We start from the raw sequence: 25,050 nt of genomic DNA on the forward strand, positions 1-25,050 counted from the left end.
ATGACATGCTGCAGCCTGGACATTGCGTTTGCGGCCCTTGATTTCCAGAATACGAAGATGCCGCCGTCCCAACTCCAGGATGAGCAGCATGTGTATCTGGCCAGATTAGCGTTGCTAAACCTGACAGGCCAGCCATTCCCGGGCCGTCTCACGTGCAAGAGAGTCGGCAGCAAGCACATCGTCCAGGTTGGTGACTTCTTGCTGATTGATCGTTTGCATCACCTGTTCGATCATAACCGGAATGGCTGTAAAAGGCATTCTGCCAGCCAGGAAAACTTCAACTGCCACTTCATTGGCGGCGTTCAGCACAGCGGGCATATTTCCTCCCATTGACAAAGCCTTGTAGGCCAAACCAAGACAAGGGAAACGTTCGAAATCCGGCTTCTCAAAATCCAGTTGTGCAATTTCAAAGATATCGAGGGACCGCACCCCACTTTCAATCCTTTCCGGATAGCTCAGGGCGTGCGCGATCGGCGTGCGCATGTCGGGATTACCCAGCTGCGCGAGCACTGAACCATCGATATATTCCACCATGGAATGAATGACACTCTGAGGATGCACCACCACTTGAATTTTCTCTGGGTCAGCATCGAATAGCCAGTGCGCTTCAATCACTTCCAGGCCTTTGTTCATCATGGTCGCCGAATCCACCGAGATTTTACGTCCCATGACCCAGTTGGGATGCGCACAGGCCTGTTCAGGTGTCACGCCTTCCAGCTCCGCCCAGGCCGCATTCCGGAAAGGGCCGCCCGAGGCGGTCAGCAATATCCGGCGAACACCGGATGCTCCAAAATCACCACTGAAACGCGGTGGCAGAGACTGAAAAATCGCATTATGCTCGCTGTCTATTGGCAGCAATGTCGCTTGGTGTTGCTTGACCATATCCATAAAAATACGCCCTGCCATGACCAAGGTTTCCTTATTGGCCAACAGTACATGCTTGCCGGTGCGCGCGGCCGCAAGTGTCGGCCGGATGCCGGCTGCACCGACTATGGCTGCCATGACGGTATCGATTTCCGGCAAGGATGCCACTTTTTCCAGTGATTCAACGCCGGAAAGTACCTCGGTATCGGAGCCGATCATGCGCAGCTTGTCCTTGAGTTGCTCAGCCCCATCTTCGTTCAGCATGACCGCATAATGGGGATGAAAGCGCTGGCATTGCGCAAACAGTTTCTCCACGCTTTCGTTCGCAGTCAACGCAACGATTTTGAAGCGGTCAGGATGACGCGCGACCACATCCAATGTACTTTCTCCGATACTGCCCGTCGACCCCAATATGGTCAGGTACCGCATTTTAATCATAGTTCAGTTGAATATATGAGGATTACTGCCATTGCCGCAACCGGCAAAGTCGAAGTCAGCGCATCAATCCGATCCAGTATACCACCATGGCCGGGCAGAATATTGCCGCTATCCTTGACTCCAGCATGCCGCTTTAGCAACGACTCAAAAAGGTCGCCCATGATGCCCAGCATCGTTAGCACAAATAACAATGGAACCTGCCAGGTTATCAATAAATTCCCTTCGTCCAGCAAGTACAGCCAGGCAAGTGCATAAACCAAAACACCGCACAAGGCGCCCGCCACCCCCTCCCAGGTTTTGCCAGGACTGATGCGTGGCGCAAGTTTATGTTTGCCATATGCGCGCCCGGCAAAATAAGCGGTGCTATCCGATACCCAAATAACCCCCATGAATCCAAGCAACAGCCAAGGATCGATTGCGCGCAGTTGATAGAGCGCCAGACAGGTCGGCAGCAATACCAGCCAACCGAGCAGCATGAATAGCCCGCTGTTTTGGATCGGGCTGTTTATCCTTAGCAGGATCGGTACCAGCAATAGCCAAAACAGAGTCGAAACCACATATAGCCAGATCATAGCCGTACTGCCTGGATCCACCGCTACGGCCTCACTGACCAGAAACAATAGCTCTCCGCCCAGCAAGGTGGTAAGAATTAGATATAAAATTGTTTGCCTGACTGTAAAATGGCCTAGCCGCGCCCATTCTCTGGCTGCCGTAACTGTCACGCCCAAGAGCAAGACCGCCCAGAATATGGCTGGCAAATAAAACAATGCCGCCAGAAAGGCGGTCAACATAGCTAATGCAGTAAGAATTCGAGTTTTAAGCATGAACGGTCATATCCCGTTGGTTTGGGAGCGGTAAGTAAATATCATCTTCATAAACCGTTTACTCTGTTTTTTGTCAGGGAAGCCGCCAGCTGCTCGCTGGTTCGCCCAAATCGGCGTTCGCGTTGCTGATAGGATGCAATCGCCTGATCGAGTGACGCCGCATCAAAATCCGGCCATAGCGTTTCGGTAAAGTACAACTCCGTATAGGCGAGCTGCCACAATAAAAAATTACTGATTCGGCATTCACCGCCAGTACGGATAAACAAATCAGGCTCGGGTGCATTGCCCATTGCCAAGTGCCTGGAGAGAGCGAGCTCGTCAAAACCATCCGCCAGCCAGCTATCTTCAGCTAGCATTTTTTTCACTGCTTGCATAATGTCCCAGCGCCCACCATAATTAGCCGCGACTGTAAAGTGCAAGCGCGTATTGTTGGCAGTCAACACCTCGCCTTGCCGTATGCAATCGATAACCTTGGTGTCGAATTTGGAGATATCACCGATCACTCTGAATCGGATACCATTTTCATGCAGTTTTGCAACTTCTCGTTCCAGCGCGACCAGAAACAGCTGCATCAGCAATTTCACTTCTTCTTCGGGTCTGCGCCAGTTCTCACTGCTAAACGCAAAAATCGTCAAGTATTCGATCCCGCGCTCGATGCAAGCCCTAATCACCCCTCTCACCGCTTCCACACCTTGTCTATGCCCCGCTGTACGAGGCAGATAACGCTGCTTAGCCCATCGGCCATTACCATCCATGATGATGGCTACATGCCTGGGTATCGCACCAATTTCAGGAATGTCGCGTGTTGAGCTCGGTGTTTGGGACATACGTCAGACGGCCATCAACTCAGATTCTTTGGTCTGCAATAACTTATCAACTTCAGCAATATAATGATTGGTCAGTTTCTGAATTTCTTCCTGCCCGCGCCGATCCTCATCTTCAGCGATCAGCTTGTCCTTGAGCAACTCTTTGAGCTGATTATTGGCATCACGGCGAACATTGCGCATGGCAATACGTGCCGTTTCGGCTTCCGCTTTGACAATCTTGGTCAAATCCCGGCGTCTTTCTTCCGTCAACGGTGGCATTGGCACACGCACCATTTCGCCCACAGTCATAGGATTCAAGCCCAAGTCAGAATCTCGCACAGCTTTTTCGATAACTGCCAGCATCTTCTTGTCCCACGGGATGATGCCAATGGTCCGAGCATCGGCCAGGGTAACGTTTGCCAGCTGTTTGATAGGCGTTGGAGTACCGTAATAGTCAACCATGATATGGTCCAGCAGGCCCGCATGCGGACGTCCACTTCTGACCTTGCCAAAATCAACTTGGAGCGCCTCCAGACTTTTCTGCATCTTTTGTTCTGCAGATTTCTTTACATCAGCAATCATATGTTAGTAGACTTTTCTGTTTGAGAATTAAACAATTTCCGAATTGCTTGTCGAATTACAATCTATTTTCGAACTCAGGCCACCACCAATGTTCCCTCGTCTTCTCCCATGACAACCCGCTTGAGTGCGCCGGTCTTGAAAATACTGAATACGTTGATAGGCAGTTTTTGATCTCGGCATAATGTCAAGGCTGTCGCATCCATCACTTGTAGATTCTTGCCAATGGCTTCATCAAAAGTCAGTTTTTGGAAACGTTGGGCGTCCGGATTGGTGAGTGGATCGCTGGTATAAATACCATCGACCTTAGTCGCCTTCAACACGATGTTTGCGCTCATTTCCATGCCGCGCAAGGCAGCAGCCGTATCCGTGGTGAAAAAGGGGTTGCCGGTCCCCGCTGCAAACACCACCACCTTCCGCTCTTCCAGATAACGCAGTGCCTTGCCGCGAATATAAGGCTCCACGACCTGATCAATGCGCAAGGCTGATTGCACGCGCGAGACGACTCCACCTCGTTTCATCGCATCGTGCAGCGCCAGCGCATTCATTGTGGTCGCCAGCATGCCCATGTAATCCGCTGTCACACGGTCCATGCCGTCACCAGCCGACTTCATGCCGCGGAAAATGTTGCCGCCCCCGACTACGATTGCGACTTCAACCCCCAGCTCCAGAATACCGGCAATCTCGACCACTATGCGTTCAACCACCATGCGATCGATACCATAATTGGCATCCCCCATGAGTGCTTCACCTGATAGTTTCAACAAAATACGTTTATAGATTGCCGGCATTTTATAAACTCAAGAGTGGATGACTGAGGATCGGGGACTGGTTACGGATATCTCTGGTGGTTCCATTTTCTTGGCTGCACTGTACTCAGAATAAATCAATGCTTGCCTAGTGAGCAGCGTCCGCAGCTTGCACGACCCGGAAAACGGAAGTCTCAGAGATACCTCCTTATTTTGACTGGCCTACCTGCGCCATGACTTCTGCAGCAAAATCATCAGATTTCTTTTCGATTCCTTCACCGACTACGAATAATGCAAACCGATTCACCTTGGCGGATTTTTCTGCCAGAAGCTTCTCGACTGTTTGCTCTGGATTCTTGACGAAAGGTTGGCCGAGCAAGGTCACTTCCGCCAGATATTTAGCCACACGCCCTTCTACCATTTTCTCTACAATATTAGCTGGCTTGCCACTTTCCGCTGCCTGGGCCGCAAAAATCTGGCGTTCACGGGCCAGCAAATCAGCCGACACCTGAGCGCTTGAAACACAGACTGGCTTGCTCGCAGCCACATGCATCGCCAGATCTTTGCCGAGCACTTCATCCCCTCCCGAATAATCAAGCAGCACACCAATTCTTGATCCATGCAAATACATGGCGAGTTGGCCTTCGGTTTCATAATTTGCCCCGCGCCGCAAACTGATATTCTCGCCCAGTTTCATGACCAATGCTTTGCGCGCCGCCTCCACTGTTTCACCTTCAGAGAGCGCCATTTCAGTCAATGCGGCAACATCCGAGACATTCCTGTCCACCATCAACTGCGCCAAGCTTTTGGCAAAATTGATAAAATCTTCATTCTTGGCGACAAAATCGGTTTCGCAGTTAATCTCTACCAGCGCACCCCGCTTGCCATCAGCCGAAACGAATCCGCTCACCACTCCCTCAGCGGCAATACGCCCAGCCGCTTTGCTGGCTTTGGCTCCACTCTTTATCCGCAAAAGATCCTCGGCCGCTTTCATATCCCCGTCAGCTTCCGAGAGCGCTTTTTTACATTCCATCATGCCCAAGCCTGTAAGCTCACGCAGTTCTTTCACCATACTCGCGGTAATTTCCGCCATATTCGCTCCAAATACCAAAATTCAACCACATGGATGTGGCAGTCCAGAATGGCGCTAGCCAACTCTGCACCATGCACATCCATTAAACCAATGATTTAAAACTCGCCTCCAAGGGCTATGCTTGCTCCTCGACCGTTGAAGATTGGCCTGCAGCGAGCGCCAGCTCCTCATCGGTTTTACTCATATCAACGATTTCCTGAATAGACTGGTTGCGGCCTTCCAGCACGGCGTCCGCCATGGCACGGGCATAAAGCCGGATAGCCTGACTGGAATCATCATTGCCAGGTATCACGTAATCGATTCCCACAGGATTGTGATTTGTATCCACAACTCCTACGAGCGGGATGCCAAGCTTGCTGGCTTCCACAATCGCCCCCTTTTGATAGCCCACGTCGATCACAAACATGGCATCGGGCAGTCCCTTCATGTCCTTGATACCACCGAGGCTGTTATTAAGCTTTTCCAACTCGCGCTGGAAATCAAGTGCTTCTTTTTTGACGAGTTTGTTCAGCGAACCATCCTGTACCATTTTCTCCATGTCCTGCAGGCGTTTGATGGATTGCCTGATTGTCTTGAAATTAGTCAGCATGCCGCCCAACCAACGCTGGTTGACATAGGGAGCGCCGCAACGGATCGCTTCTTCCTTAACGATATCGCGCGCCTGACGTTTGGTGCCAACGAAAAGTATCGTACCCTTGTTTGCTGAAAGCCTGCGGACATAGCCCAACGCTTCATCAAGCTTTACCAGGGTCTTTTCAAGATTGACGATATGGATTTTATTGCGTTGGCCAAAAATATAGGGGGCCATCTTGGGGTTCCAGAAACGAGTCTGGTGTCCAAAATGCACACCGGCTTCCAACATTTGACGCAGGGTCACTGACATAAATTCTCCTTAGGGTTAACCGTCACCTGCCGACACGCTTCCTTCTCAGAAGGCACCCTATCTTAGCAGGCACGAGTTTTGTGTATTGACTTGAGTTGATTAAAATTAGAACAGATTTTTTTGCATCACAGAAAGGACCTATCGGCTCCTCATACACGCGAACAAGCCGCATAATCCTTCATCGGATTATACCATGGCCCGGGCCGTGCTCAAGAAAAGTCAAATTCACTTTAAAGACAGGATCAGTAGACGGCATCACCGATTTTACGATTCAGTGCATCAATATTATTCAATGTGACGTGTTTGTTATTAATTGTGATGAGACCTTCTTCCTGCAGCTTGGAAAAGGATCGGCTGACAGTTTCCAGTTTCAGACCCAAATAACTGCCAATCTCTTCCCGGGTCATGCGTAGGATAAAACTGGTTGACGAATAACCGCGCTTGGACAATCGATCGGATAAATTAAGCAGAAAGGTTGTCAGCCGCTCCTCTGCGCGCATACTACCGAGCAACATCATGACACTGTGGTCTTGAACGATTTCTCGGCTCATAATTTTGTGAAATTGGCTCATTAGCAAGGGGATACTCCGCCCGATCTCTTCCAGCTTGTTGAAGGGAACTTCGCAGACCTCGCTATCATCGAGCGCCACGGTATCGCCGGCATGCTTGCCAAGACTGATCGCATCCAATCCCAGCAATTCTCCGGTCATATAAAAGCCTGTCACCTGCTGGCGTCCATCCGCCTTGAGTACACTCGTTTTAAAGAACCCATTCTTGACGGCATAGAGCGACTTGAACGGGGATCCCGCGTGCAATAAAAATTCGCCCCGCCGTACTTTGAATTTATGATTAATCAACTTACCTAAAAGCTCAATTTCCTCATCCTCCAGCCCTACAGGCAAACACAGCTCGCGAAAGCTGCAGGTCATGCAACTCGATTTGTAAGGCGGTGTTGTGGAATTTCTGGCTAATGTGCTCTCTAACAAGATCGAATCCTACCTATATGGAAATTTCAGTATTAACAATGCCACTAATATTTCGGCCAGAGCCATACAGCAAGCCGGCCACCAGCAACACTCAACAAGCTACAACGCCAATCCCGCTGACCTGACGTGCACTCAGCTTGATAGTTTCTTGACCAAAGCAATGCTGAATCAATCATTGCGAGTGCAGTAAAGCCATCCGGAATTTTGCAGAATCCGCACATCCCGGATAGCCAATACTATACGTCACGATTGCTGTTTCCATAGCATGCATCGTGACTTGGCTTGTTATCTGCCTCGCTGTTAGCTATTGGGTCGCGCTATTCTCCAGCACATAATTTGCCAAGCTTTCCACTGAATCGCCCATCAGGTTCCGGAATGCAGGCATGCCCATACCCTTGCCGTTTCTCACGCGCTCGATAATCGCTTCCGGATTCGCCATTTCAGCCTTCAGGACCATGACGTTGCCATTTACCGGCGTATGGCATTCTACGCACGCTTCCTTAAAGATCTGTTCGCCCGTTGCATCCCCGCTAGGCATATAGTCACTAGTTCTGGAGCAACCACTCAACAAAATTAATGCGCTACTAGATAATGCCAGCGACAAAGTAACAATTCTTCTCATATTTCTCTAGCTCCAATTCAAGTTATAATCAATTCAAGTTATAATCATTTGCAAAAGCAGGAATTAAGAAATTCCGGCCGAAGGTATTCCGAGTTTAGCACACCTGCGCCCCTTGCTAGCTTCAACTAGCAAAATCATGCACTGGCTGCGCTGGTGAAACTGTCCGATAAACCACTACCAACTTTCGACAACAATGAAAAAAACGTTTTATCTCGCCAGCATTGCCATATTAGCCTTTTCGACGAAAACGATTCACGCGGCTGGCGTAACCGAGGATTTCCAGACCTGGGGCAATATCACTGCGGTAGGCAATTTTGGAACACTTAACCAAGACTGGAAAAATTTCAAGTATTGGCTGGAAGGACAGGGACGATTTGGCGACGACAGCTCACGATTCTCCCAAAGCCTCATACGACTTGGAGCCGGCTATGCTATTAACAGCAAAACCAGTATCTGGACCGGTTTTGCCTGGGCGCCAACCAGCAAACCATTCACTCAGAGTCCGTTTAACGAATACCGCATATGGCAACAATTGCTTTGGAATGATACCTTCTCCGATGCCGCAACGATGCTGCGCTTTCGTCTCGAAGAGCGATTCTTCGACATCTCTCAAAGCGATGATGTCGCCTTCCGCTTCCGCCAACTGGCAAAATTAACACTACCCATTCCATTTGCACCACAGGCATTCAGATTTGCCTTCACGAACGAAGTCTTCGTGCACTTGAACAATACCGATCAGGGCCTGAGGCGCGGCTTCGACCAGAACAGGGCTTTTGCAGGCATTGCCTACCGGTTCAATCAGGAAACGACCATGGAAGTCGGCTATATGAACCACTATATCAAAAAATATAAGCAAGCCGATCAAATGCAGCACATACTGTCCGTCAATTTGTACTTCAATTTCTAGTACATGTCCGCCAGCGAATCCGTTCGGGGGACCAGATTCGCCGCCCGCTCACCAGGCATGGCCCGATTACCCGGCCACAATGACGGCCATTTACCCGCCGTTAAAAATTGACATGCATGCCGACCATGGCCGAACGCCCCGGCAACGGCGCGCGATCCTTCAGGAATGAAGTATGCCGCCTGGCCTCCTCATTCAATAAATTGGCACCGCGTACAAAAATACTATAGTTTGCCGCCTGCCCCTCGAGCGTATAGCCCAATTGAATATTGAGCATCGTGTAACCGGCAGTGGCTGTTTCTAACGCAGCCGCATGGGTCTGTTTGTGCACGCGCATGACATCGACAATGCCACGCCAAGGTCCGCGTCCATAATTGAGCACACCCCCAAAGCGCAAGGGTGTCATGCGCGGCACAGATTCCCCTCCCGATAATCGCCCCCGGACATAATCAGTCCACAACCGCACATCCAATTTTCCCCGGTTATCATTCAGCAAATGCGCAATGGTTTCGAATTCAACACCCAGCAGACGCGCGTTTGTCTGATGGTAATTCAGCAACAGCAAGCCATCTCCGTCTAGCCTGCCTTCCCGGTCGACACGGTCTGCCAGGCCATCCCCTGCCCGATCAACTGCCTGCAAGTAAATAAAATCATCGATCAGATTGGCAAATAAATTTAGAGTCCAATCCAGATAACCATCTCGTCTGCGCACATAAACATCGAAATTATTGGATTTTTCTTTGCGGAGAGAAGTGTTGCCCACTTCAAACGAACCCGTCGCAAAATGTGGCCCATTTGAGAACAATTCTTCCAGCGCTGGCGCACGCTGAGCATGCGTAATACTCGTCCCCAGTGCATAACCATCCAGAAACGCCCAATTCGCGCCACCGGAAATGCTGACAGCATTATGGCTGACCTTGAAATCATCCGCTTTACGTATAGCCTGTTGATGCTCATAACGCCCGCCCAGTTCAAAATGCCAGCGCCCGAGGGCCTGCTTCTCCAGCATGAAAACGCTGAGCGCATCCGACCGCGAGCCTGGAACAAAGGCTTCTTCTCCAGCTGTGGACAAATTACGATCCTGATACTGCAACCCCAACACGCCATCCCAGCCAGCCAGCGGCTGATGCAGCATTTCCACCCGGCCTTCCCATTCGCGATTATTCAACAGCGTCCCGACCTCATGACCTTCCAGCTCCTTATGCGTATGATCGTTGTAACCCCAGCGGGTTTTAACCATTTTCAGCCCCGGCAAAGGATCATAAACCGCCCCCTTGATATCGAAGCGAGTTTGACGCTGCTTCACTCGCACATCATTATGATTTTCGTGATCTTCGTGCTCATGATGATCATGGCCATCATGATCATCATGCCCGTCTTCACCCTCGGCATGAGGGTGATCGTGACCGGGCACACCATAGTGATTGCGAAAACGGCTGACTGCCACACCCAGAAATCCCTGTTCACCCACATAGGACACACCACCGGAGAAATTTTCGGCCCGAATATCACTGTTCTTGAGCACACCCCTACGGGCGCCGTGCTCGGGCACTGCATCCGCATAACCCGGAATTGAATAATCTTGGGTATGGCGCTTCATTCCATCCAAGTGAAAGGCAAAATTACCAGCACCTGCATTCAAGCGAAAGGCACCCGTAAAATCATCGGCAACTGAATTGTAGTGGCCATAAAGATCGCCATTGATGTCTTCGGGCACAGCATCAAGAATACGGTGATTCACCACATTGACAATCCCACCACTGGCGCCGGAACCGTAAAGCAAGGTAGACGGGCCACGAAGAATCTCGATTTGCTCAGCGAACAATGGCTCGAGCGCCACTGCATGATCAGGGCTAATGGTCGACACATCCATTGCACCTATCCCATTCTCCAGCACGCGCACCCGCGGACCGCCCAGTCCACGGATCACAGGACGCCCGGCTCCCGGCCCAAAGTCACTAGCGGAAACGCCCAATTCTTGAGAAACGGTCTCCCCGATATTGCGCAAATCTCTGGTCAAAATATGCTCACGCTTCAGGACTGATACCGGCCGCACCATACTCGCCTCTGCCCGTTCCAAGGGATCTGCCCGAATGATCATGGGCTCCAGAGTCGGCACAAGCGGCACCTCCTGAGCATGGGCACCGGCCAGCACACCTACCAGGATGACCGAACCGGCCAGCGTTTTCAGATCTTTCATTTACCAAACCTTTTATTCACCATAGTTAATCCATTTGTTCAACCCACCCAGCGTCCTCAACTGGACGTCCTACAACGATCTGCTATATATGTTATGTTGCAACATAACATATATAGCAGACAATGAATTTCTCATACCCCCTCGCTAACCAAACCCGCATATAGCCTTGAGCCCCGTCGGGGCAACACCAACAGGAGTCAACACCCACTCGGAACGGTTGACGATTCCTGGATCCACCAATGCAGGAAAATCCAGGGACATTGCCCTCAGGAACACTCTTCCTGACAGCATTCACACCCTCGGCCATCGCTCGGGCCCACATCTCAGGTTGTATTAACTTTATGGTTATACTATCATTTACTACTTCTTATTAACTAAATAAACAAGAGGTCAATTGTGAAATATTTCTATTTCGTCATTGTGTTCATGGCAATTGCATTATCTGCCTGCGACTCGAAAAAACACCCTATGGACAAGCCGCCTCCGTCCGCTTTTATCGAACGTGAAGCTGCTCCAAATGACCTTGATGCGGACAACGGCTCATCTGAGTAGAATACGTGTCATGAGTTTGCTTCATGAGCGCCATCATAACTAGTTGAATATCAAACGCTCTTGAATCCGAACCCGTGTATGACCGCTTCTTGATGCAATCCATTTCACAAGAAGCAGGTCATACCTATGGATTTTCACATTAGAAATGTGACAGCTACTGCTCAGCCTGCCTTACCATCCACTCTCGCCCGCCAGTATATCGGCATATATTTTGCCGCCCACAGCAAGAAGCAGCTCAACCATATACCTCCCGCAGCCAAATAAAACGACGGCGCCAGAAATGCAATGGCAGGCACAATATCCGGCAAAATTCTGAGTAAAGTCGCAGCCTGAAACCCAATAAACAGCCACCACGTCACATTATCCAGTATTAACGGGCGGCCGGAATGGCCCAACGTGACGCGTGAAGCCATGCCGATCACCATGCTGGCAAAAAAACCGATACTTAGTGCATGTAGAGGCGCCAGCCCCAATCCATAACGATACGCTGGCAGCTGCCAATCAAGCAACCCCTGCAAGGCGAACAACAGCATAGATATCCCTAGCCAGGCAAAGGCCACATGCAACACAGCCAGCAACCTGACACCAAAACTGCGCAAGAACCCCCAGACAAAACTAAGATACAACGCACATCCGGCCAGCAATAAATCCCCCCCCCAGGCATACTGCGAATAGCCCAGCAACTGCAGGAAACCATGCAGAACCGAGCACCCCACCATCAGCCACAACAGGCCATAGGGACGAACCAAGACATAATCCGTTAACACTCGACTAGAGAAAAAGGGAATCATCCGATGTGAAACGGTCACGACAATCGGCAACAGGAAGAACCAGATACCAGCCTGGAGGGAAAAATCCAGAAAAACGCTGTTCTCGGTTATCACCCATAACAGGAAGGCGCCCAGACCCAGTCCACCTGCGGCCAATGCGATAGCGGCCATCCAGGCATGGCGCTTGTCCTCGGCGGGAGCCGTCAGCAGCACGTCAAACAGCAGAATGATCGCCTTCCCCCATCCCATGAGCACCAGCCCGATGCCCGCAATCACAATCAATTCTCCGGCAAACAATCCTGCATAAAACAACATCGTTCCAGCCACCATCAGCATGCAAACCGTCATATATTGCCGTGGTTGAATTTTTTGACCATTCATCCAATTGGGAAAAGTCGTGAACAGAAATCCGAGGATGAAAAACGGAAAGAAGGTATAAATCATCAGAAAGGCATGCGCCCAGATTGGCACGATGCTCCAGGCCATCACACCGGCTATCAGACCGAAACGCCCAGCTAAATCGAACACCCACCACAATATCGTCAATACTCCCTGCAGCGTCCCTGCCAGAAACAAACTGCGATGGGGCGCAGCTGACAACTGCCACCAGATATTCCGAAGTTTATTCATAATGCTTTCCTGTTAGATTCGATAGAGAATTGATTTGTTTGCATGCTAGCCCTTAACCAGGTAATTTTTAATCATGGCAGTTATTTGCTATGATGAAGGGCACAAGACGATTTCACACCTTTCTGATGCCCAATATTGATTTGCATTCCCACTCGACTGCCTCCGACGGCATATTATCACCTACGCAACTGTTGGCGCATGCCGCCTCACGCGGCGTACAGGTACTGGCACTGACTGACCATGATGATGTCGCGGGACTGGTTGAAGCTGATTTTGCAGCACATGAAGAAAACATTCTGCTAATCAAAGGCGTTGAAATTTCTGTCACATGGCATGGACGCACGCTGCATATTATCGGGCTCGGCATTGACCCAAGTCATGCACCCTTAGCCAAGGGATTACAAAAGATCCGTGACGGCCGCACCGAACGTGCACGCCTCATCGCCGCACAGCTGGATAAATACGGGATTCACGGCAGCTTCGAAGGCGCTTGCGCCCAGGCCGGCGAAAGCAAGCTGATTGGGCGCACGCACTTTGCCCGCTTTCTGGTCGAAAGTGGGCATGCCAAAGATGTCAGATCCGTATTCAAAAAATTTCTTGTCAAGGGCAAGCCCGGTTACACGCCACATATCTGGACAACACTGGAGGAAGCAATTGGTTGGATACGTGGCAGCGGTGGCCAAGCTGTCATCGCACATCCGGCTCGCTATAAATTGGGCAAAAATTTACTTGAACAATTGTTCCATGATTTTTGCGAACTGGGAGGCACGGGTATAGAGGTCGTCTCTTCCAGCCATACACCCGACCAGATCAGACAGTTTGCTCGATTGGCAACACGCTTCAATCTGCTTGCATCCAGTGGCTCCGATTATCACGGCCCGGGAGAAAGTTATTTCGATCTTGGCCGCTTACCGTCATTGCCGTCCGAATGCACACCCATCTGGCATGACTGGAACATTCCGCTTGATCGCAGCAATCAAGCCGATAATAAAATAATCGGACAATGAAACAATATGCTTTTTTTCCAGCAAATTCATTTACAGTACGCGAGGCTGGCTATAATTCCAACCCTTAACAGTAAATAATATTGACCATGGCTCAATTTTTTTCCATACACACGCAAACCCCGCATTTGAGGTTGATTCGCCAGGCGGTGGATATTGTACGCAAAGGTGGAGTGATCGTTTATCCCACCGACTCCTGCTATGCTCTGGGTTGCCAAATAGGCAACAAAGAAGCAATGGATCGCATCCGCGTCATTCGCAAAGTCGATAAAAATCACCATTTCACCCTGGTATGCCGGGATCTGGCCGAAATTGCAACCTATGCCAAGGTGGACAATGCGCAATACCGCCTGCTCAAGGCCACCACGCCAGGCAGTTATACCTTCATTCTGGCCGCTACACGCGAAGTCCCGCGCCGCCTGCAGCATCCCAAACGGCACACGATTGGGTTGCGCATCCCGGAGCATCCTGTCGCACACGCACTGCTGGCTGAGCTTGACGAACCATTGCTGAGCTCGACGCTGATCCTACCCGGCGATGAATTGCCTTTGAATGATGGAGAGAAAATTCGTGAACGCCTAGAGCACCAGGTTGAATTGGTGATGGACAGCGGTTCCTGTGGTACCGAAATGACCACCGTAATCGATTTAACCCAGGATATGCCGGCATTAATCCGCTCGGGGAAAGGCAGCCTCTCACCGTTTGGATTTACTCATGGATAGCATCATTCAGGGCATTACCATTTATGCGCTGCCAGTCATCTTCGCGATCACCCTGCACGAAGCAGCACATGGCTATGTCGCCAAGCATTTTGGCGATCTGACCGCTGAAATGGCCGGACGTATCAGCCTGAACCCAGTCCGGCATATCGATCCAGTTGGCACCATACTCGTTCCACTGACCATGTTTGTCACCAGCAAACTTATGATGGGTGGCGGCTTCCTTTTCGGCTGGGCCAAGCCCGTCCCGGTCAATTTCAATCAATTGCGGCGGCCGAAACGCGACATGCTATGGGTTGCCGCTGCCGGGCCGGCTGCCAACCTGCTCATGGCTTTTTTCTGGGCGGCAGTCATCAAGCTGGGCCTGGCTTTTCCGGAAAGCACCTACGCCAAACCATTAATCCTGATGGGCATTGCTGGCATTGAAATCAATGTCATTCTGATGGTTTTGAATTTATTGCCACTCCCGCCCCTCGATGGCGGCCGTATCGCGGTCAGCTTACTGCCTAATAAGCTTGCCTGGAAATTTGCCCAAATAGAACCCTATGGTTTCATAATATTACTGACGCTCTTGATCAGCGGCGCTTTGGGGGTTGTCTTGTGGCCCCTAATCAAGTTTACCAAGCAAATGATCGTCATGCTTTTCGGTCTTTATGTGTAAGTTATAAACTACATTGCATCACGTTTCCATATCGCTGGAAATTTCCATTTATTTCATTTTAATGTTGTTTAAGGTTTCATAAAATGTTCGCTGACCGCGTTCTCTCAGGTATGCGCCCCACAGGCAGTTTGCACTTGGGGCATTATCATGGTGTTCTAAAGAATTGGCTGACTCTGCAGCAAAAGTACGAATGTCTGTTTTTTGTTGCGGATTGGCATGCGCTGACCACCCATTACGATGCACCAGAAATCATCGAACAGAATACTTGGAATATGGTAATCGATTGGCTGGCCGCGGGCGTAGACCCCTCCCAGGCAACGCTGTTCATCCAGTCCAAAGTACCCGCCCATGCGGAATTATATTTGTTGCTATCCATGATCACCCCTCTCGGATGGCTGGAACGTGTCCCGACCTATAAAGACCAACAGGAAAAGCTTACCGAGAAAGATTTGAGCACTTATGGTTTTCTCGGCTATCCGCTTCTGCAAAGTGCCGATATCTTGATTTACCGCGCCAACCTCGTACCGGTCGGCGAGGATCAGGCCCCCCACCTGGAGTTTACCCGGGAAATATCGCGACGATTCAATCATATTTTTGGCAAGGAACCCGGATTTGAAGAAAAAGCGAGCCAGGCTATAAAAAAACTTGGCTCCAAGAAATCCAGGCTTTATCGCGAACTACGCAATCGCTACCAGGAACATGGTGATGAGAATGCCCTGGCAGAGGCCAGATCCTTGCTGGAAGAACAACAAAGCCTGAATACCGGCGATCGTGAACGTTTATTTGGTTATCTGGAAGGTGGCGGCAGGATCATTTTATCCGAGCCAGAAACCCTGCTGACCAAGGCATCGAAAATGCCCGGCCTAGATGGTCAGAAAATGTCCAAGTCATATGGCAATACGATTGGCCTGCGGGAAGATGCCGACAGTGTCCGCAAAAAAATTCGTACCATGCCGACCGATCCGGCCCGCATCCGTCGCAGCGATCCCGGTGACCCAGCAAAGTGCCCCGTATGGCAATTTCATTTACTCTACTCACCCGATGAAGTCCGGGACTGGGTTCAGCAAGGCTGCACGACAGCCGGAATTGGATGCCTGGAGTGCAAACAGCCGGTGATCGAATCGATTCTGGCGGAACAGGCACCGATTCTGGAGCGTGCACGCATGTACGAGGAAGATCCTGCCTTGATGCGCAATATTGTTGCGGATGGGTGCGAAAAAGCCAATCGGCTTGCTGAAGAAACCATGCGCGATGTCAGAGAAGCACTCGGCTTGAGCTATCTCTGACAATCAGACACCCACCAGCCGGCATTCATCCGTTAGCAGGTAAATGTCAAACCAGACCATTGCAAAAGTACGTGGCGAGCCATTCCTGGAGATCCCACAGGATCTGTACATACCCCCGGAAGCACTCGAAATCTTTCTGGAAACCTTCGAGGGACCGCTCGATCTCCTGCTTTATCTGATTCGCAAGCATAATCTGAATATCCTGGATATTCCCATGGTCGAGCTGACCCGGCAATATGTCGCCTATGTAGAATCGATGCGCACTGACCAGTTCGAGCTGGCTGCAGAATATTTACTCATGACCGCATTATTAATCGATATCAAATCCCGTTCACTGCTTCCACGTCCGGCAGCCAGCAAGGAAGAGCAAGCCGATCCACGCGCTGAACTGGTGCGCCGACTTCTGGAATACGAGCAAATCAAAAAAGCTGCCATGCACTTGAATACCTTGCCCGTGGCCCACCGGGATTTTCTGTTGCCGCAAGTGTGGATCGATTCGGTCGCGGTCGAGCAGCTGCCCAATGTAAATCTTGATGACTTGCGCAACACATGGCTCGCCTTGATGGAACGTGCCAGAGCTAACCGCCACCATCATATTCAACATGAAGCCATTTCCGTGCGCGCATGCATGAGTGAGATTCTGAGAAACTTGCGGGCCCGAAAAGAAGTTCCCTTCACTGAATTATTTAGCGATACTGCCAATGTTCATAAGCTTGTGGCCAGTTTCCTCGCTTTGCTGGAATTGGCGCGTGAATCGTTGATCAACATTGTGCAAACGGAGCGATTTGGAACCATCTATGTCCACTCTATCCACTCTGACTCAACCAGTTGAAATCGATGCAGCATTCAAGCCGGACGACATCCTCAGGATTCTTGAGACAGCCTTGCTGACAGCTCAGGAACCCCTATCCATGAGCGATCTTGGCAGACTATTCGATGGCCAAATCAATCATAAGGCACTGCATGCAGCGTTGACCAATTTGCGCACAAAGTGGCATGACAGCGGGTTAGAGTTGACCCAGGTGGCCAGCGGCTGGCGATTTCAGAGCAAGCCCGAAATGCAGATTTATCTCGACCGCCTTACTCCACACAGGCCCCCACGCTATTCCCGCGCCGCAATGGAAACCCTGGCAATCATTGCTTACCGGCAACCTGTCACACGAGGCGATATCGAAGCCATTCGTGGCGTTGTCGCCGCAGGCTCGATCATCAAGGCACTAGAAGCGCGAGGCTGGATTGAGACTGTTGGTCAACGTGACGTGCCCGGCAGACCTTTCCTTTATGCAACAACTCAACATTTTCTCAATGATTTGAATCTGCAGTCCCTGGAGCAGTTGCCGCCTCTGGAGGATTTGGATTCTTTGAGCATCGTCGCTGATAAATTGGAGCGCGTCGATGGAGAAGCCACTACCGCTCAGGAAAACAACCCATCGCACTCGAACAACAAGTCACTATAATCTTTTAACCATCTGGAGATGCTATGTATCAACATATCAAGGTACCTGCTACGGGTCAGAAAATTCAGGTCAAGAACGACTTTTCCCTCATTGTTCCTGACCAGCCGATCATTCCTTTCATCGAAGGGGATGGTATCGGAATCGATATTACACCGGTCATGATTAAGGTTGTCGATGAAGCAGTCAAGAAAGCCTATCAGGGCCGTCGGCAAATTGCCTGGATGGAGATTTATGCGGGCGAAAAGTCAACCCGGGTCTACGGTGAAGATGTCTGGCTGCCGGATGAAACCCTGCATGCGGCCAAAGAATTTGCAGTATCGATAAAGGGGCCGTTGACCACTCCTGTCAGTGGCGGCATCCGTTCGATCAACGTTGCCTTGCGGCAGCTGCTTGACTTATATGTATGCTTACGTCCGGTTCGCTACTTCCAGGGCGTTCCCAGCCCCGTCAAGCATCCGGAAAAGGTGGATATGGTCATCTTCCGCGAAAACTCTGAAGATATTTATGCGGGTATCGAATGGGAAGCCGGCACTCAAGCAGTGCGCACAGTCATTGATTTTCTGATGAAGGATATGGAAATCACTAAGATACGCTTCCCCAGCACTTCGGCGATTGGCGTCAAGCCGGTCTCGAAAGAAGGTACCGAACGGCTGGTCAGAAAGGCCATTCAATATGCAATCGATCATAAACGCCAGTCGGTAACCTTGGTTCATAAAGGCAATATCATGAAATTTACCGAAGGTGCGTTCAAGAAATGGGGCTATGCGGTGGCTGAAAAAGAATTTGGCGCGGAATTGCTCGATGGCGGACCATGGATGAAGCTGCGTCACGAGAGCAATGAAATTATCATTAAGGATGTCATTGCCGACGCCTTCCTGCAGCAAATATTGTTGCGCCCAGAAGAATATGATGTTATCGCCACCCTGAATCTCAATGGTGACTATATTTCGGATGCACTGGCCGCGCAAGTCGGCGGCATCGGCATTGCACCAGGCGCAAACTTGAGCGACACCATCGCAATATTTGAAGCCACACATGGCACCGCCCCCAAATATGCCGGCAAGGATCAGGTCAATCCAGGCTCCCTTATCCTCTCCGCTGAAATGATGCTCAGGCACATCGGATGGCAGGAAGCCGCTGACATCATCATTACAGCAATGGAGAACACGATCAAGGATGGCATGATGACTTATGACTTGGCGAGATTAACGCCGGATGCCAAACAAGTATCATGCTCTGGTTTCGGCGATGCGATGATAGAGAGAATGTAACGACTACTCTCATCGGGCAGACACGCTTTGCCTGATGGGACCAATTCTCTTTCAAACGACCGCAACAACTACATCCTGGCAGGACAATTATTACGGCCGTTTACAACCAGGCCCGACCGGCATCAACGCCGGTCGTGCCGGATGGTCAAGCTGACTGGATGTTTGAAGCTTGCTTGCCTTTTGGCCCTTGAGTCACTTCGAAGCTAACCTTCTGGCCTTCCTTCAGGGTCTTGAAACCTGACATGTTGATCGCGGAAAAGTGTGCGAACAAATCTTCGCTACCATCATCTGGAGTAATAAAACCAAATCCTTTGGAATCATTGAACCATTTTACTGTACCTGTTGCCATTTCTACTTCCTATTAAAAAACTGGGCCGGATACCCTGATACTATTTGAATTTCAAGACCGCAAACGGCTCTAACCAGTACTGCAGAAAACTTGAAGCCAAACGCCAAGTGCAGTTTTACGCAAAATATTGTTCAAGTCAAGTACAAGTCATGCGCTATTTAAATCCACATTTCCACAAGCCGGAGTAAAATGGGTGCTCAAGGGTATCCAGAGTGTTGTCGTAACCGACAAATATAGGTCAAAATATGCCGATCCACGCTTCTTTGAAACTAGCGCGTGACTGTAAGCTCTAAGTAATAAAAAAATCTGAGTATAAATACTTACCAGTATTTATCTTATAGAATATCAATAATATAAGTTATGACAACAGGTAACCGAAATCCTGGTGGCGGGGTACTCGAAAAAGGAAAAACCAGGTTGAGTCCACCGCCTTTATACAAAGTGATATTGATCAATGATGACTTCACTCCCATGGATTTCGTTGTCAAGGTTTTGCGGAGCTTTTTCGCCATGAACGAAGAAATGGCAACTCGAATCATGCTCAAGATTCATACTGAAGGTGCAAGTGTTTGTGGTATTTATCCTAGCGATATTGCGATGACAAAAGTGCAGCAGGTGAATGAATTTTCAAGACAAAATCAACACCCACTCAAGTGTGTGATGGAAAAGGAATGATATGATCGCGCAAGAACTAGAGGTAAGTTTACACATGGCTTTTGTCGAATCCAGACAAAAGCGTCACGAGTACATCACAGTAGAACACTTATTACTGGCGTTACTCGACAATCCCAGCGCTGCAGAAGTTCTGGTAGCTTGCGCGGTCGATATTGAAGATTTGCGCAAATCTCTGCAGGATCATATCAATCGCCATACGCCCATCGTGGAAGGCTCCGATGAGGTCGATACCCAACCCACATTAGGCTTCCAGCGGGTTATCCAACGGGCGATCCTTCATGTGCAGTCCTCGGGCAAAAAAGAAGTCACTGGCGCGAATGTTTTGGTCGCGATTTTCGGTGAAAAAGATTCGCACGCTGCATACTTCCTGCAACAAAAAGGCGTGACAAGACTGGATATTGTCAATTATATCTCCCACAAAATAAGCAAAGTGTCGCAAAACAGTGAATCGGAAAAGCATGAAGAAGGCGGTGACAACGATCAACAGAATCCGAGCAATACGCTGGAAAACTATACAATCAATCTGAACAATCAAGCTACGGCAAATCGGATCGACCCCCTTATCGGGCGTGAAAAGGAAATAGAACGCGTCATCCAAACCTTATGCCGCCGCCGCAAGAATAATCCACTATTGGTGGGCGAGGCTGGCGTAGGCAAAACCGCCATCGCTGAAGGACTTGCCAAGCGCATCACAGAAAACCGGGTGCCCGAGGTGTTGGCTGAACATCAAGTCTATGCGCTGGATATGGGCGCACTACTGGCCGGAACAAAATATCGCGGCGATTTTGAGCAGCGGCTCAAAATCGTATTGAAACAGCTTACGGATAATCCCAAGGCCATTCTATTCATTGATGAAATCCATACCCTGATTGGAGCGGGTGCAGCATCTGGCGGGACGCTGGACGCCTCCAATCTGTTAAAACCGGCATTGAGTTCAGGGCGCCTGAAATGCATAGGTGCCACGACCTACAATGAGTATCGCGGCATCTTCGAGAAAGATCATGCTTTGTCCAGGCGGTTCCAAAAAATCGACGTAGCCGAGCCCAGTATCGGTGAAACAGTGGAAATCCTGCGTGGATTGAAATCTCGCTACGAGAAGCACCATCATGTCAAATATACGGAGGCCGCCTTGTCCGCCGCGTCCGAGCTGTCTGCGCGCTTTATCAGCGATCGGCACTTGCCAGACAAGGCCATTGACGTGATCGATGAAGCCGGCGCGGCCCAACGCGTGCTGCCCAAATCCAGAAAGCGCAAAATCATTGGCAAGCATGAAATTGAACAGGTTATCGCCAAACTTGCCCGAATTCCCCCCCAAAGTGTCTCCAGTGATGATCGCCACAAACTCAAAACACTGGATCGCGATCTGAAGGCGATCGTTTTTGGGCAGGATATGGCAATAGACGCACTCACTGCCGCGATCAAAATGGCTCGCAGCGGCTTGGGAGATACCCACAAACCGATCGGCTCATTTCTTTTCTCGGGGCCTACCGGCGTAGGAAAAACCGAGGTTGCGCGCCAGCTCGCTTACACGCTGGGCATCCCTCTGCATCGCTTTGACATGTCCGAATACATGGAACGCCACGCGGTTTCAAGGCTGATAGGCGCCCCACCCGGATATGTAGGTTTTGATCAAGGCGGCTTGCTGACCGAAACCATCATCAAGCAACCGCATGCCGTGCTATTGCTGGATGAAATTGAAAAAGCACACCCGGACATTTTCAATGTCTTACTCCAAGTCATGGATTATGGTGCGCTCACTGACAATACCGGCCGCAAAGCGGATTTCCGCAATGTGATCATCATCATGACCACCAATGCAGGCGCCGATACTCTGACCAAGACTTCGATCGGATTTGCCAAACATGCAAAATCCGGTGATGAACTGGTCGAAATCAAACGTTTATTTACGCCAGAGTTTCGCAACCGGCTCGATGCAATTATTTCTTTTGCCCCCCTGAACGAGGCGATCATCTTGCGCGTGGTGGATAAATTCCTGATCGAGCTCGAAACCCAACTCCAGGAGAAAAAAGTAGAGGCCACCTTCACCGACAATTTGCGTACCCATTTGGCCATCCATGGATTCGACCCGCTCATGGGTGCGCGCCCCATGGCCCGCCTGATACAGGATATTATCCGCAGCGCCCTGGCCGATGAATTGCTATTCGGGCGCCTGGCCAATGGCGGCAAGGTAACGGTGGATATCGATGAACAAGGCAAGGCAATACTGAATTTTGAAAATGAAGAAAAAATTGTTTGAATTGCCCTCGCCAGAGAAACATATTGCGTTCTCCCCTGACAAGCTAATCAGAACGCCCATTCGTAAAACGCTGTTTGCACTGCTTGCGCTATTTACTCTGCTCTTCGCATCACAGTTGCATGCCGAACCCCGATATCAATGGCGCCTGGCGATGTCATGGCCGGAAGGCACCCCTATGCTGCACAATGCAGCCAAAAGATTTGCCGAGAATGTAGTGAAAATGTCAGGTGGGCGGATGCAAATTATCGTGGATGCACCCGGCAGACACAAAGCGCCACTTGGGATTTTCGATTTTGTGCGCACCGGCGCTTATGAAATGGGGCATACAGCCTCCTATTACTATAAAGGCAAAGATCCCGCCACCACCTTCTTCACCACAACACCTTTCGGTTTGACGCCGACCGAAATGAATGCATGGTATTACTATGGCGGAGGGCTGGAGCTCTTGCACAAAGTTTATGCCAGGCATAACATCGTCGCTTTTCCTGCCGGAAACACCCATATTCAGATGGGTGGATGGTTCAGAAACGAAATCAACTCGCTGGACGATTTAAAGGGATTGAAAATGCGCATCCCCGGCCATGCCGGTGAAGTAGTGGAAAGAGTTGGAATGAAACCGGTCAGTGTGCCACCGGGTGAGCTATATACCGCATTGGAGCGCCGCACAATCGATGCGGTGGAGTGGGTAGGACCGGCCAATGACGAGAAAATGGGTTTCCAAAAAATCGCACCGTATTATTACACCGGCTGGCACGAACCAGGTGCCGAGCTGCATCTTTTCATCAACAAGAAAAAATTCTATGCATTGCCTGACGATCTGCAAACGATTATCGCGCTCGCTGCCAAAGAAGCTTCCTTCGATATGCTGTCAGAATCCTTCTATCGCAATGCCCTGGCCTGGGAAAGCATGCGCAAGGAACATGGCATCAATATCAGGACTTTTCCGGACGACGTGCTGGACGCCTTCAAGCAATCCAATGAAGAATTGTTGTTGCAAGCAGCCGGCCGATCAACACTCGCCCAGGAAGTCATTCAGAGCCAGCAAGCATTCCTGGCCAAAGCCAGAAAATGGAGCCAGATAACCGAACATAACTATTTGGAGCTACGTTGAGCATTGCACCCGTTTGGCCGGCTTTGAAGACAGCTTAAATGCCGGTCACCCATGAATGACACTGACTCACTCATTTATTCAGCCGGCTGATTCAATTCCATCATGCGGCGATATCACCAGAACCCTTGCCAACGAATCCAACTGAATCACGCAGTTTTTAAGCCGCATGGTAACCCCTAGGAGACTGTCCGAGAATAGCGATTGTAGCGAGGGCGAAGCTGGCTGAGCGGGATTCTTCGATCATTTGAGGCGAATAGTGATTCTATTCAACGAAAAGGATCGAAAAATCCAGCTTGGCAGGCTCGTCCGCAGTAGATCAGTCTATTCTCGGACAGCTTCCTGGAGCCGAGACTTCCAGATTAAAACATTACAGAATCATGTCAGATTTTCAGCAGAAATTTATCGATTTCGCCATCCACTATAAAGTGCTATGTTTTGGAAACTTCAAAACCAAGGCGGGTCGGCTCTCTCCCTATTTCTTCAATACCGGATTATTTAACGATGGCCATGCATTGCGCCAGCTTGGCCAGTTTTATGCCCAGGCCATACTTGACGCAAAAATTCCATTTGACGCTCTGTTCGGCCCGGCATACAAAGGCATCCCATTGGTCAGCGCCATCGCTATCGCACTTGCTGAACATGGGCACAATCACCCGTTCAGCTTCAACCGCAAGGAAGCCAAGGATCATGGCGAGGAAGGCAACATCGTGGGCGCACCGTTGGCCGGACGCATCCTGATTGTCGACGATGTGGTCTCCGCAGGGATCTCAGTGCAACAATCCATCGATATCATTCACGCAGCACATGCCACACCCTGTGGTATTGTGGTCGCGCTTGACCGCATGGAACGGGGAGAGCGGGAACTTTCTGCCATCCAGGAAATTGAATCCATTCACGGAATAAAGGCCTTTCCTCTCATCACGCTGGATGACATTATTGCATACTTGCACACTCGTGAAGATTTAGCGCATTACGTCACAGCCATTGAAGCCTACCGCGCCCAATATGGTGCCAGATAGCTTCTTCAGGTTTTTGCCAGACTGCTCGCTTGTCTTTCTTCATTAGCCATGTCAAAGACGCCCCATGATTACGCGACACAGGATTACCGCTAAACAATCAAGCCTGCTCCGGCAGACCTTCCTAGCTGACTGATATTTCTCGACCCACAGGACCTGATGATTGTTTCAGCGATCATCGTTCGCAAAAAAAACCCTGCCGGGTCTGGCAGGGGAATGGGCCTCGTCACGTTGAGATCGAACCAAAGACATAACCGTTACACTACCGCATTCTGGCTACCTACCAAAGCCTGATTAACGCCCGGACTCCCCCCTTTTTCCGTACCCGCGTCGCTCTATCCATC

25 protein-coding genes are annotated in these 25,050 nt (G+C 50.2%); 13 read left to right on the forward strand and 12 right to left on the reverse strand.

The genetic code is table 11. The features are described from left to right. Nucleotides 1–114 precede the first annotated feature (114 nt). The 9 genes from ispC to BLV85_RS04895 form a co-directional block, all read right to left on the reverse strand. Nucleotides 115–1,302: a 1-deoxy-D-xylulose-5-phosphate reductoisomerase gene (gene ispC / locus BLV85_RS04850; protein WP_090412715.1), complete on the reverse strand. Its 1,188-nt coding sequence runs from the start codon at nucleotides 1,300–1,302 to the stop codon at nucleotides 115–117. After that, nucleotides 1,299–2,126, reverse strand: coding sequence for a phosphatidate cytidylyltransferase (locus BLV85_RS04855; RefSeq protein ID WP_090412719.1), 828 nt, complete (start codon nucleotides 2,124–2,126; stop codon nucleotides 1,299–1,301). The genes ispC and BLV85_RS04855 overlap by 4 nt, the downstream gene beginning before the upstream one ends. 47 nt (nucleotides 2,127–2,173) lie before the next feature. Next, complete coding sequence (gene uppS / locus BLV85_RS04860; protein WP_090412722.1) at nucleotides 2,174–2,953, reverse strand: polyprenyl diphosphate synthase; 780 nt, start codon at nucleotides 2,951–2,953, stop codon at nucleotides 2,174–2,176. A 3-nt stretch (nucleotides 2,954–2,956) separates the two neighbouring features. Then, nucleotides 2,957–3,514 carry a ribosome recycling factor gene (frr, locus tag BLV85_RS04865; protein WP_090412724.1) on the reverse strand — a complete coding sequence of 186 codons (558 nt, stop codon included), beginning with the start codon at nucleotides 3,512–3,514 and terminating at the stop codon, nucleotides 2,957–2,959. A 74-nt stretch (nucleotides 3,515–3,588) separates the two neighbouring features. Next, nucleotides 3,589–4,302, reverse strand: coding sequence for a UMP kinase (gene pyrH / locus BLV85_RS04870; RefSeq protein ID WP_090412727.1), 714 nt, complete (start codon nucleotides 4,300–4,302; stop codon nucleotides 3,589–3,591). Nucleotides 4,303–4,468: 166 nt separating this feature from the next. Continuing rightward, nucleotides 4,469–5,353, reverse strand: coding sequence for a translation elongation factor Ts (gene tsf, locus BLV85_RS04875; protein WP_090412730.1), 885 nt, complete (start codon nucleotides 5,351–5,353; stop codon nucleotides 4,469–4,471). A 115-nt stretch (nucleotides 5,354–5,468) separates the two neighbouring features. Then, entirely contained in the window at nucleotides 5,469–6,236 is a 768-nt protein-coding gene (rpsB, locus tag BLV85_RS04880; RefSeq protein WP_090412732.1) for a 30S ribosomal protein S2, read from the reverse strand. Nucleotides 6,237–6,478: 242 nt separating this feature from the next. Continuing rightward, on the reverse strand, nucleotides 6,479–7,165 hold the full coding sequence (locus tag BLV85_RS04885) for a helix-turn-helix domain-containing protein (protein ID WP_090412735.1): 687 nt from the start codon (nucleotides 7,163–7,165) through the stop codon (nucleotides 6,479–6,481). A 361-nt stretch (nucleotides 7,166–7,526) separates the two neighbouring features. After that, the gene (locus tag BLV85_RS04895) at nucleotides 7,527–7,844 is read right to left on the reverse strand and encodes a c-type cytochrome (protein WP_090412741.1); all 318 of its coding nucleotides are present in this window, start codon (nucleotides 7,842–7,844) and stop codon (nucleotides 7,527–7,529) included. Nucleotides 7,845–8,037: 193 nt separating this feature from the next. Here BLV85_RS04895 and BLV85_RS04900 point away from each other — a divergent pair, with 193 nt between their 5' ends. Further along, nucleotides 8,038–8,751 (forward strand): DUF2490 domain-containing protein, encoded by a 714-nt coding sequence (locus tag BLV85_RS04900; RefSeq protein ID WP_090412744.1) that lies wholly within the window; start codon nucleotides 8,038–8,040, stop codon nucleotides 8,749–8,751. A 100-nt stretch (nucleotides 8,752–8,851) separates the two neighbouring features. On the opposite strand, the gene BLV85_RS04905 is transcribed toward BLV85_RS04900, so the two are convergent. Continuing rightward, complete coding sequence (locus BLV85_RS04905) at nucleotides 8,852–10,948, reverse strand: TonB-dependent receptor (RefSeq protein WP_090412747.1); 2,097 nt, start codon at nucleotides 10,946–10,948, stop codon at nucleotides 8,852–8,854. A gap of 396 nt (nucleotides 10,949–11,344) precedes the next feature. Between BLV85_RS04905 and BLV85_RS15115 the strand changes: the two genes are divergently transcribed. Further along, nucleotides 11,345–11,500, forward strand: a complete 156-nt coding sequence (locus BLV85_RS15115) for a hypothetical protein (protein WP_176973931.1) — start codon at nucleotides 11,345–11,347, stop codon at nucleotides 11,498–11,500. Nucleotides 11,501–11,661: 161 nt separating this feature from the next. On the opposite strand, the gene BLV85_RS04910 is transcribed toward BLV85_RS15115, so the two are convergent. Next, nucleotides 11,662–12,900, reverse strand: a complete 1,239-nt coding sequence (locus tag BLV85_RS04910) for an NnrS family protein (RefSeq protein ID WP_090412750.1) — start codon at nucleotides 12,898–12,900, stop codon at nucleotides 11,662–11,664. A 125-nt stretch (nucleotides 12,901–13,025) separates the two neighbouring features. Between BLV85_RS04910 and BLV85_RS04915 the strand changes: the two genes are divergently transcribed. The 7 genes from BLV85_RS04915 to icd all read left to right on the forward strand — a co-directional run bounded on the left by BLV85_RS04915 (nucleotide 13,026) and on the right by icd (nucleotide 19,298). Then, a complete protein-coding gene (locus BLV85_RS04915) occupies nucleotides 13,026–13,907 on the forward strand; it encodes a 3',5'-nucleoside bisphosphate phosphatase (protein ID WP_176973933.1) in 882 nt (293 codons plus the stop codon). Between the two features lie 86 nt (nucleotides 13,908–13,993). Then, on the forward strand, nucleotides 13,994–14,626 hold the full coding sequence (locus BLV85_RS04920; protein ID WP_090412754.1) for an L-threonylcarbamoyladenylate synthase: 633 nt from the start codon (nucleotides 13,994–13,996) through the stop codon (nucleotides 14,624–14,626). Then, a complete protein-coding gene (locus tag BLV85_RS04925) occupies nucleotides 14,619–15,284 on the forward strand; it encodes a site-2 protease family protein (RefSeq protein ID WP_090412757.1) in 666 nt (221 codons plus the stop codon). Before BLV85_RS04920 ends, BLV85_RS04925 begins: the two co-directional genes overlap by 8 nt. An 83-nt stretch (nucleotides 15,285–15,367) precedes the next feature. Next, nucleotides 15,368–16,570, forward strand: a complete 1,203-nt coding sequence (locus BLV85_RS04930; RefSeq protein ID WP_090412761.1) for a tryptophan--tRNA ligase — start codon at nucleotides 15,368–15,370, stop codon at nucleotides 16,568–16,570. Between the two features lie 43 nt (nucleotides 16,571–16,613). Next, on the forward strand, nucleotides 16,614–17,402 hold the full coding sequence (locus BLV85_RS04935; protein WP_090412766.1) for a segregation and condensation protein A: 789 nt from the start codon (nucleotides 16,614–16,616) through the stop codon (nucleotides 17,400–17,402). Further along, complete coding sequence (gene scpB, locus BLV85_RS04940) at nucleotides 17,368–18,027, forward strand: SMC-Scp complex subunit ScpB (protein WP_090412768.1); 660 nt, start codon at nucleotides 17,368–17,370, stop codon at nucleotides 18,025–18,027. The genes BLV85_RS04935 and scpB overlap by 35 nt, the downstream gene beginning before the upstream one ends. A gap of 23 nt (nucleotides 18,028–18,050) precedes the next feature. After that, a complete protein-coding gene (gene icd, locus BLV85_RS04945; RefSeq protein WP_090412771.1) occupies nucleotides 18,051–19,298 on the forward strand; it encodes an NADP-dependent isocitrate dehydrogenase in 1,248 nt (415 codons plus the stop codon). A gap of 145 nt (nucleotides 19,299–19,443) precedes the next feature. Here the strand turns inward: icd and BLV85_RS04950 are convergent, their stop codons facing one another. Beyond that, the gene (locus BLV85_RS04950; RefSeq protein WP_004174375.1) at nucleotides 19,444–19,647 is read right to left on the reverse strand and encodes a cold-shock protein; all 204 of its coding nucleotides are present in this window, start codon (nucleotides 19,645–19,647) and stop codon (nucleotides 19,444–19,446) included. A gap of 360 nt (nucleotides 19,648–20,007) precedes the next feature. Between BLV85_RS04950 and clpS the strand changes: the two genes are divergently transcribed. The 4 genes from clpS to pyrE all read left to right on the forward strand — a co-directional run bounded on the left by clpS (nucleotide 20,008) and on the right by pyrE (nucleotide 24,709). Continuing rightward, nucleotides 20,008–20,322 (forward strand): ATP-dependent Clp protease adapter ClpS, encoded by a 315-nt coding sequence (clpS, locus tag BLV85_RS04955; RefSeq protein ID WP_090412772.1) that lies wholly within the window; start codon nucleotides 20,008–20,010, stop codon nucleotides 20,320–20,322. Between the two features lies 1 nt (nucleotide 20,323). Next, nucleotides 20,324–22,579 (forward strand): ATP-dependent Clp protease ATP-binding subunit ClpA, encoded by a 2,256-nt coding sequence (gene clpA, locus BLV85_RS04960; RefSeq protein WP_090412775.1) that lies wholly within the window; start codon nucleotides 20,324–20,326, stop codon nucleotides 22,577–22,579. Further along, complete coding sequence (locus tag BLV85_RS04965; RefSeq protein WP_090412777.1) at nucleotides 22,560–23,690, forward strand: TRAP transporter substrate-binding protein; 1,131 nt, start codon at nucleotides 22,560–22,562, stop codon at nucleotides 23,688–23,690. The genes clpA and BLV85_RS04965 overlap by 20 nt, the downstream gene beginning before the upstream one ends. Nucleotides 23,691–24,067: 377 nt before the next feature. Further along, nucleotides 24,068–24,709 (forward strand): orotate phosphoribosyltransferase, encoded by a 642-nt coding sequence (gene pyrE / locus BLV85_RS04970; RefSeq protein WP_090412779.1) that lies wholly within the window; start codon nucleotides 24,068–24,070, stop codon nucleotides 24,707–24,709. Nucleotides 24,710–25,050 lie beyond the last annotated feature (341 nt).

Source organism: Nitrosomonas halophila (assembly GCF_900107165.1).
GTDB classification, from domain to species: domain Bacteria; phylum Pseudomonadota; class Gammaproteobacteria; order Burkholderiales; family Nitrosomonadaceae; genus Nitrosomonas; species Nitrosomonas halophila.

Bases quoted from the DNA above. Each gene is read 5' to 3' on its own strand.
- clpS (WP_090412772.1), top strand. From the start codon at position 20,008: ATGACAACAGGTAACCGAAATCCTGGTGGCGGGGTACTCGAAAAAGGA.
- BLV85_RS04965 (WP_090412777.1), top strand. From the start codon at position 22,560: ATGAAGAAAAAATTGTTTGAATTGCCCTCGCCAGAGAAACATATTGCG.
- pyrE (WP_090412779.1), top strand. From the start codon at position 24,068: ATGTCAGATTTTCAGCAGAAATTTATCGATTTCGCCATCCACTATAAA.
- BLV85_RS04855 (WP_090412719.1), bottom strand. From the start codon at position 2,126: ATGCTTAAAACTCGAATTCTTACTGCATTAGCTATGTTGACCGCCTTT.
- tsf (WP_090412730.1), bottom strand. From the start codon at position 5,353: ATGGCGGAAATTACCGCGAGTATGGTGAAAGAACTGCGTGAGCTTACA.
- rpsB (WP_090412732.1), bottom strand. From the start codon at position 6,236: ATGTCAGTGACCCTGCGTCAAATGTTGGAAGCCGGTGTGCATTTTGGA.
- BLV85_RS04915 (WP_176973933.1), top strand. From the start codon at position 13,026: ATGCCCAATATTGATTTGCATTCCCACTCGACTGCCTCCGACGGCATA.
- BLV85_RS04925 (WP_090412757.1), top strand. From the start codon at position 14,619: ATGGATAGCATCATTCAGGGCATTACCATTTATGCGCTGCCAGTCATC.
- BLV85_RS04930 (WP_090412761.1), top strand. From the start codon at position 15,368: ATGTTCGCTGACCGCGTTCTCTCAGGTATGCGCCCCACAGGCAGTTTG.
- BLV85_RS04900 (WP_090412744.1), top strand. From the start codon at position 8,038: ATGAAAAAAACGTTTTATCTCGCCAGCATTGCCATATTAGCCTTTTCG.
- BLV85_RS04910 (WP_090412750.1), bottom strand. From the start codon at position 12,900: ATGAATAAACTTCGGAATATCTGGTGGCAGTTGTCAGCTGCGCCCCAT.
- icd (WP_090412771.1), top strand. From the start codon at position 18,051: ATGTATCAACATATCAAGGTACCTGCTACGGGTCAGAAAATTCAGGTC.
- BLV85_RS04920 (WP_090412754.1), top strand. From the start codon at position 13,994: ATGGCTCAATTTTTTTCCATACACACGCAAACCCCGCATTTGAGGTTG.
- BLV85_RS04905 (WP_090412747.1), bottom strand. From the start codon at position 10,948: ATGAAAGATCTGAAAACGCTGGCCGGTTCGGTCATCCTGGTAGGTGTG.
- clpA (WP_090412775.1), top strand. From the start codon at position 20,324: ATGATCGCGCAAGAACTAGAGGTAAGTTTACACATGGCTTTTGTCGAA.
- uppS (WP_090412722.1), bottom strand. From the start codon at position 2,953: ATGTCCCAAACACCGAGCTCAACACGCGACATTCCTGAAATTGGTGCG.
- BLV85_RS04935 (WP_090412766.1), top strand. From the start codon at position 16,614: ATGTCAAACCAGACCATTGCAAAAGTACGTGGCGAGCCATTCCTGGAG.
- BLV85_RS04950 (WP_004174375.1), bottom strand. From the start codon at position 19,647: ATGGCAACAGGTACAGTAAAATGGTTCAATGATTCCAAAGGATTTGGT.
- frr (WP_090412724.1), bottom strand. From the start codon at position 3,514: ATGATTGCTGATGTAAAGAAATCTGCAGAACAAAAGATGCAGAAAAGT.
- pyrH (WP_090412727.1), bottom strand. From the start codon at position 4,302: ATGCCGGCAATCTATAAACGTATTTTGTTGAAACTATCAGGTGAAGCA.
- scpB (WP_090412768.1), top strand. From the start codon at position 17,368: ATGTCCACTCTATCCACTCTGACTCAACCAGTTGAAATCGATGCAGCA.
- BLV85_RS04895 (WP_090412741.1), bottom strand. From the start codon at position 7,844: ATGAGAAGAATTGTTACTTTGTCGCTGGCATTATCTAGTAGCGCATTA.
- ispC (WP_090412715.1), bottom strand. From the start codon at position 1,302: ATGATTAAAATGCGGTACCTGACCATATTGGGGTCGACGGGCAGTATC.
- BLV85_RS04885 (WP_090412735.1), bottom strand. From the start codon at position 7,165: ATGACCTGCAGCTTTCGCGAGCTGTGTTTGCCTGTAGGGCTGGAGGAT.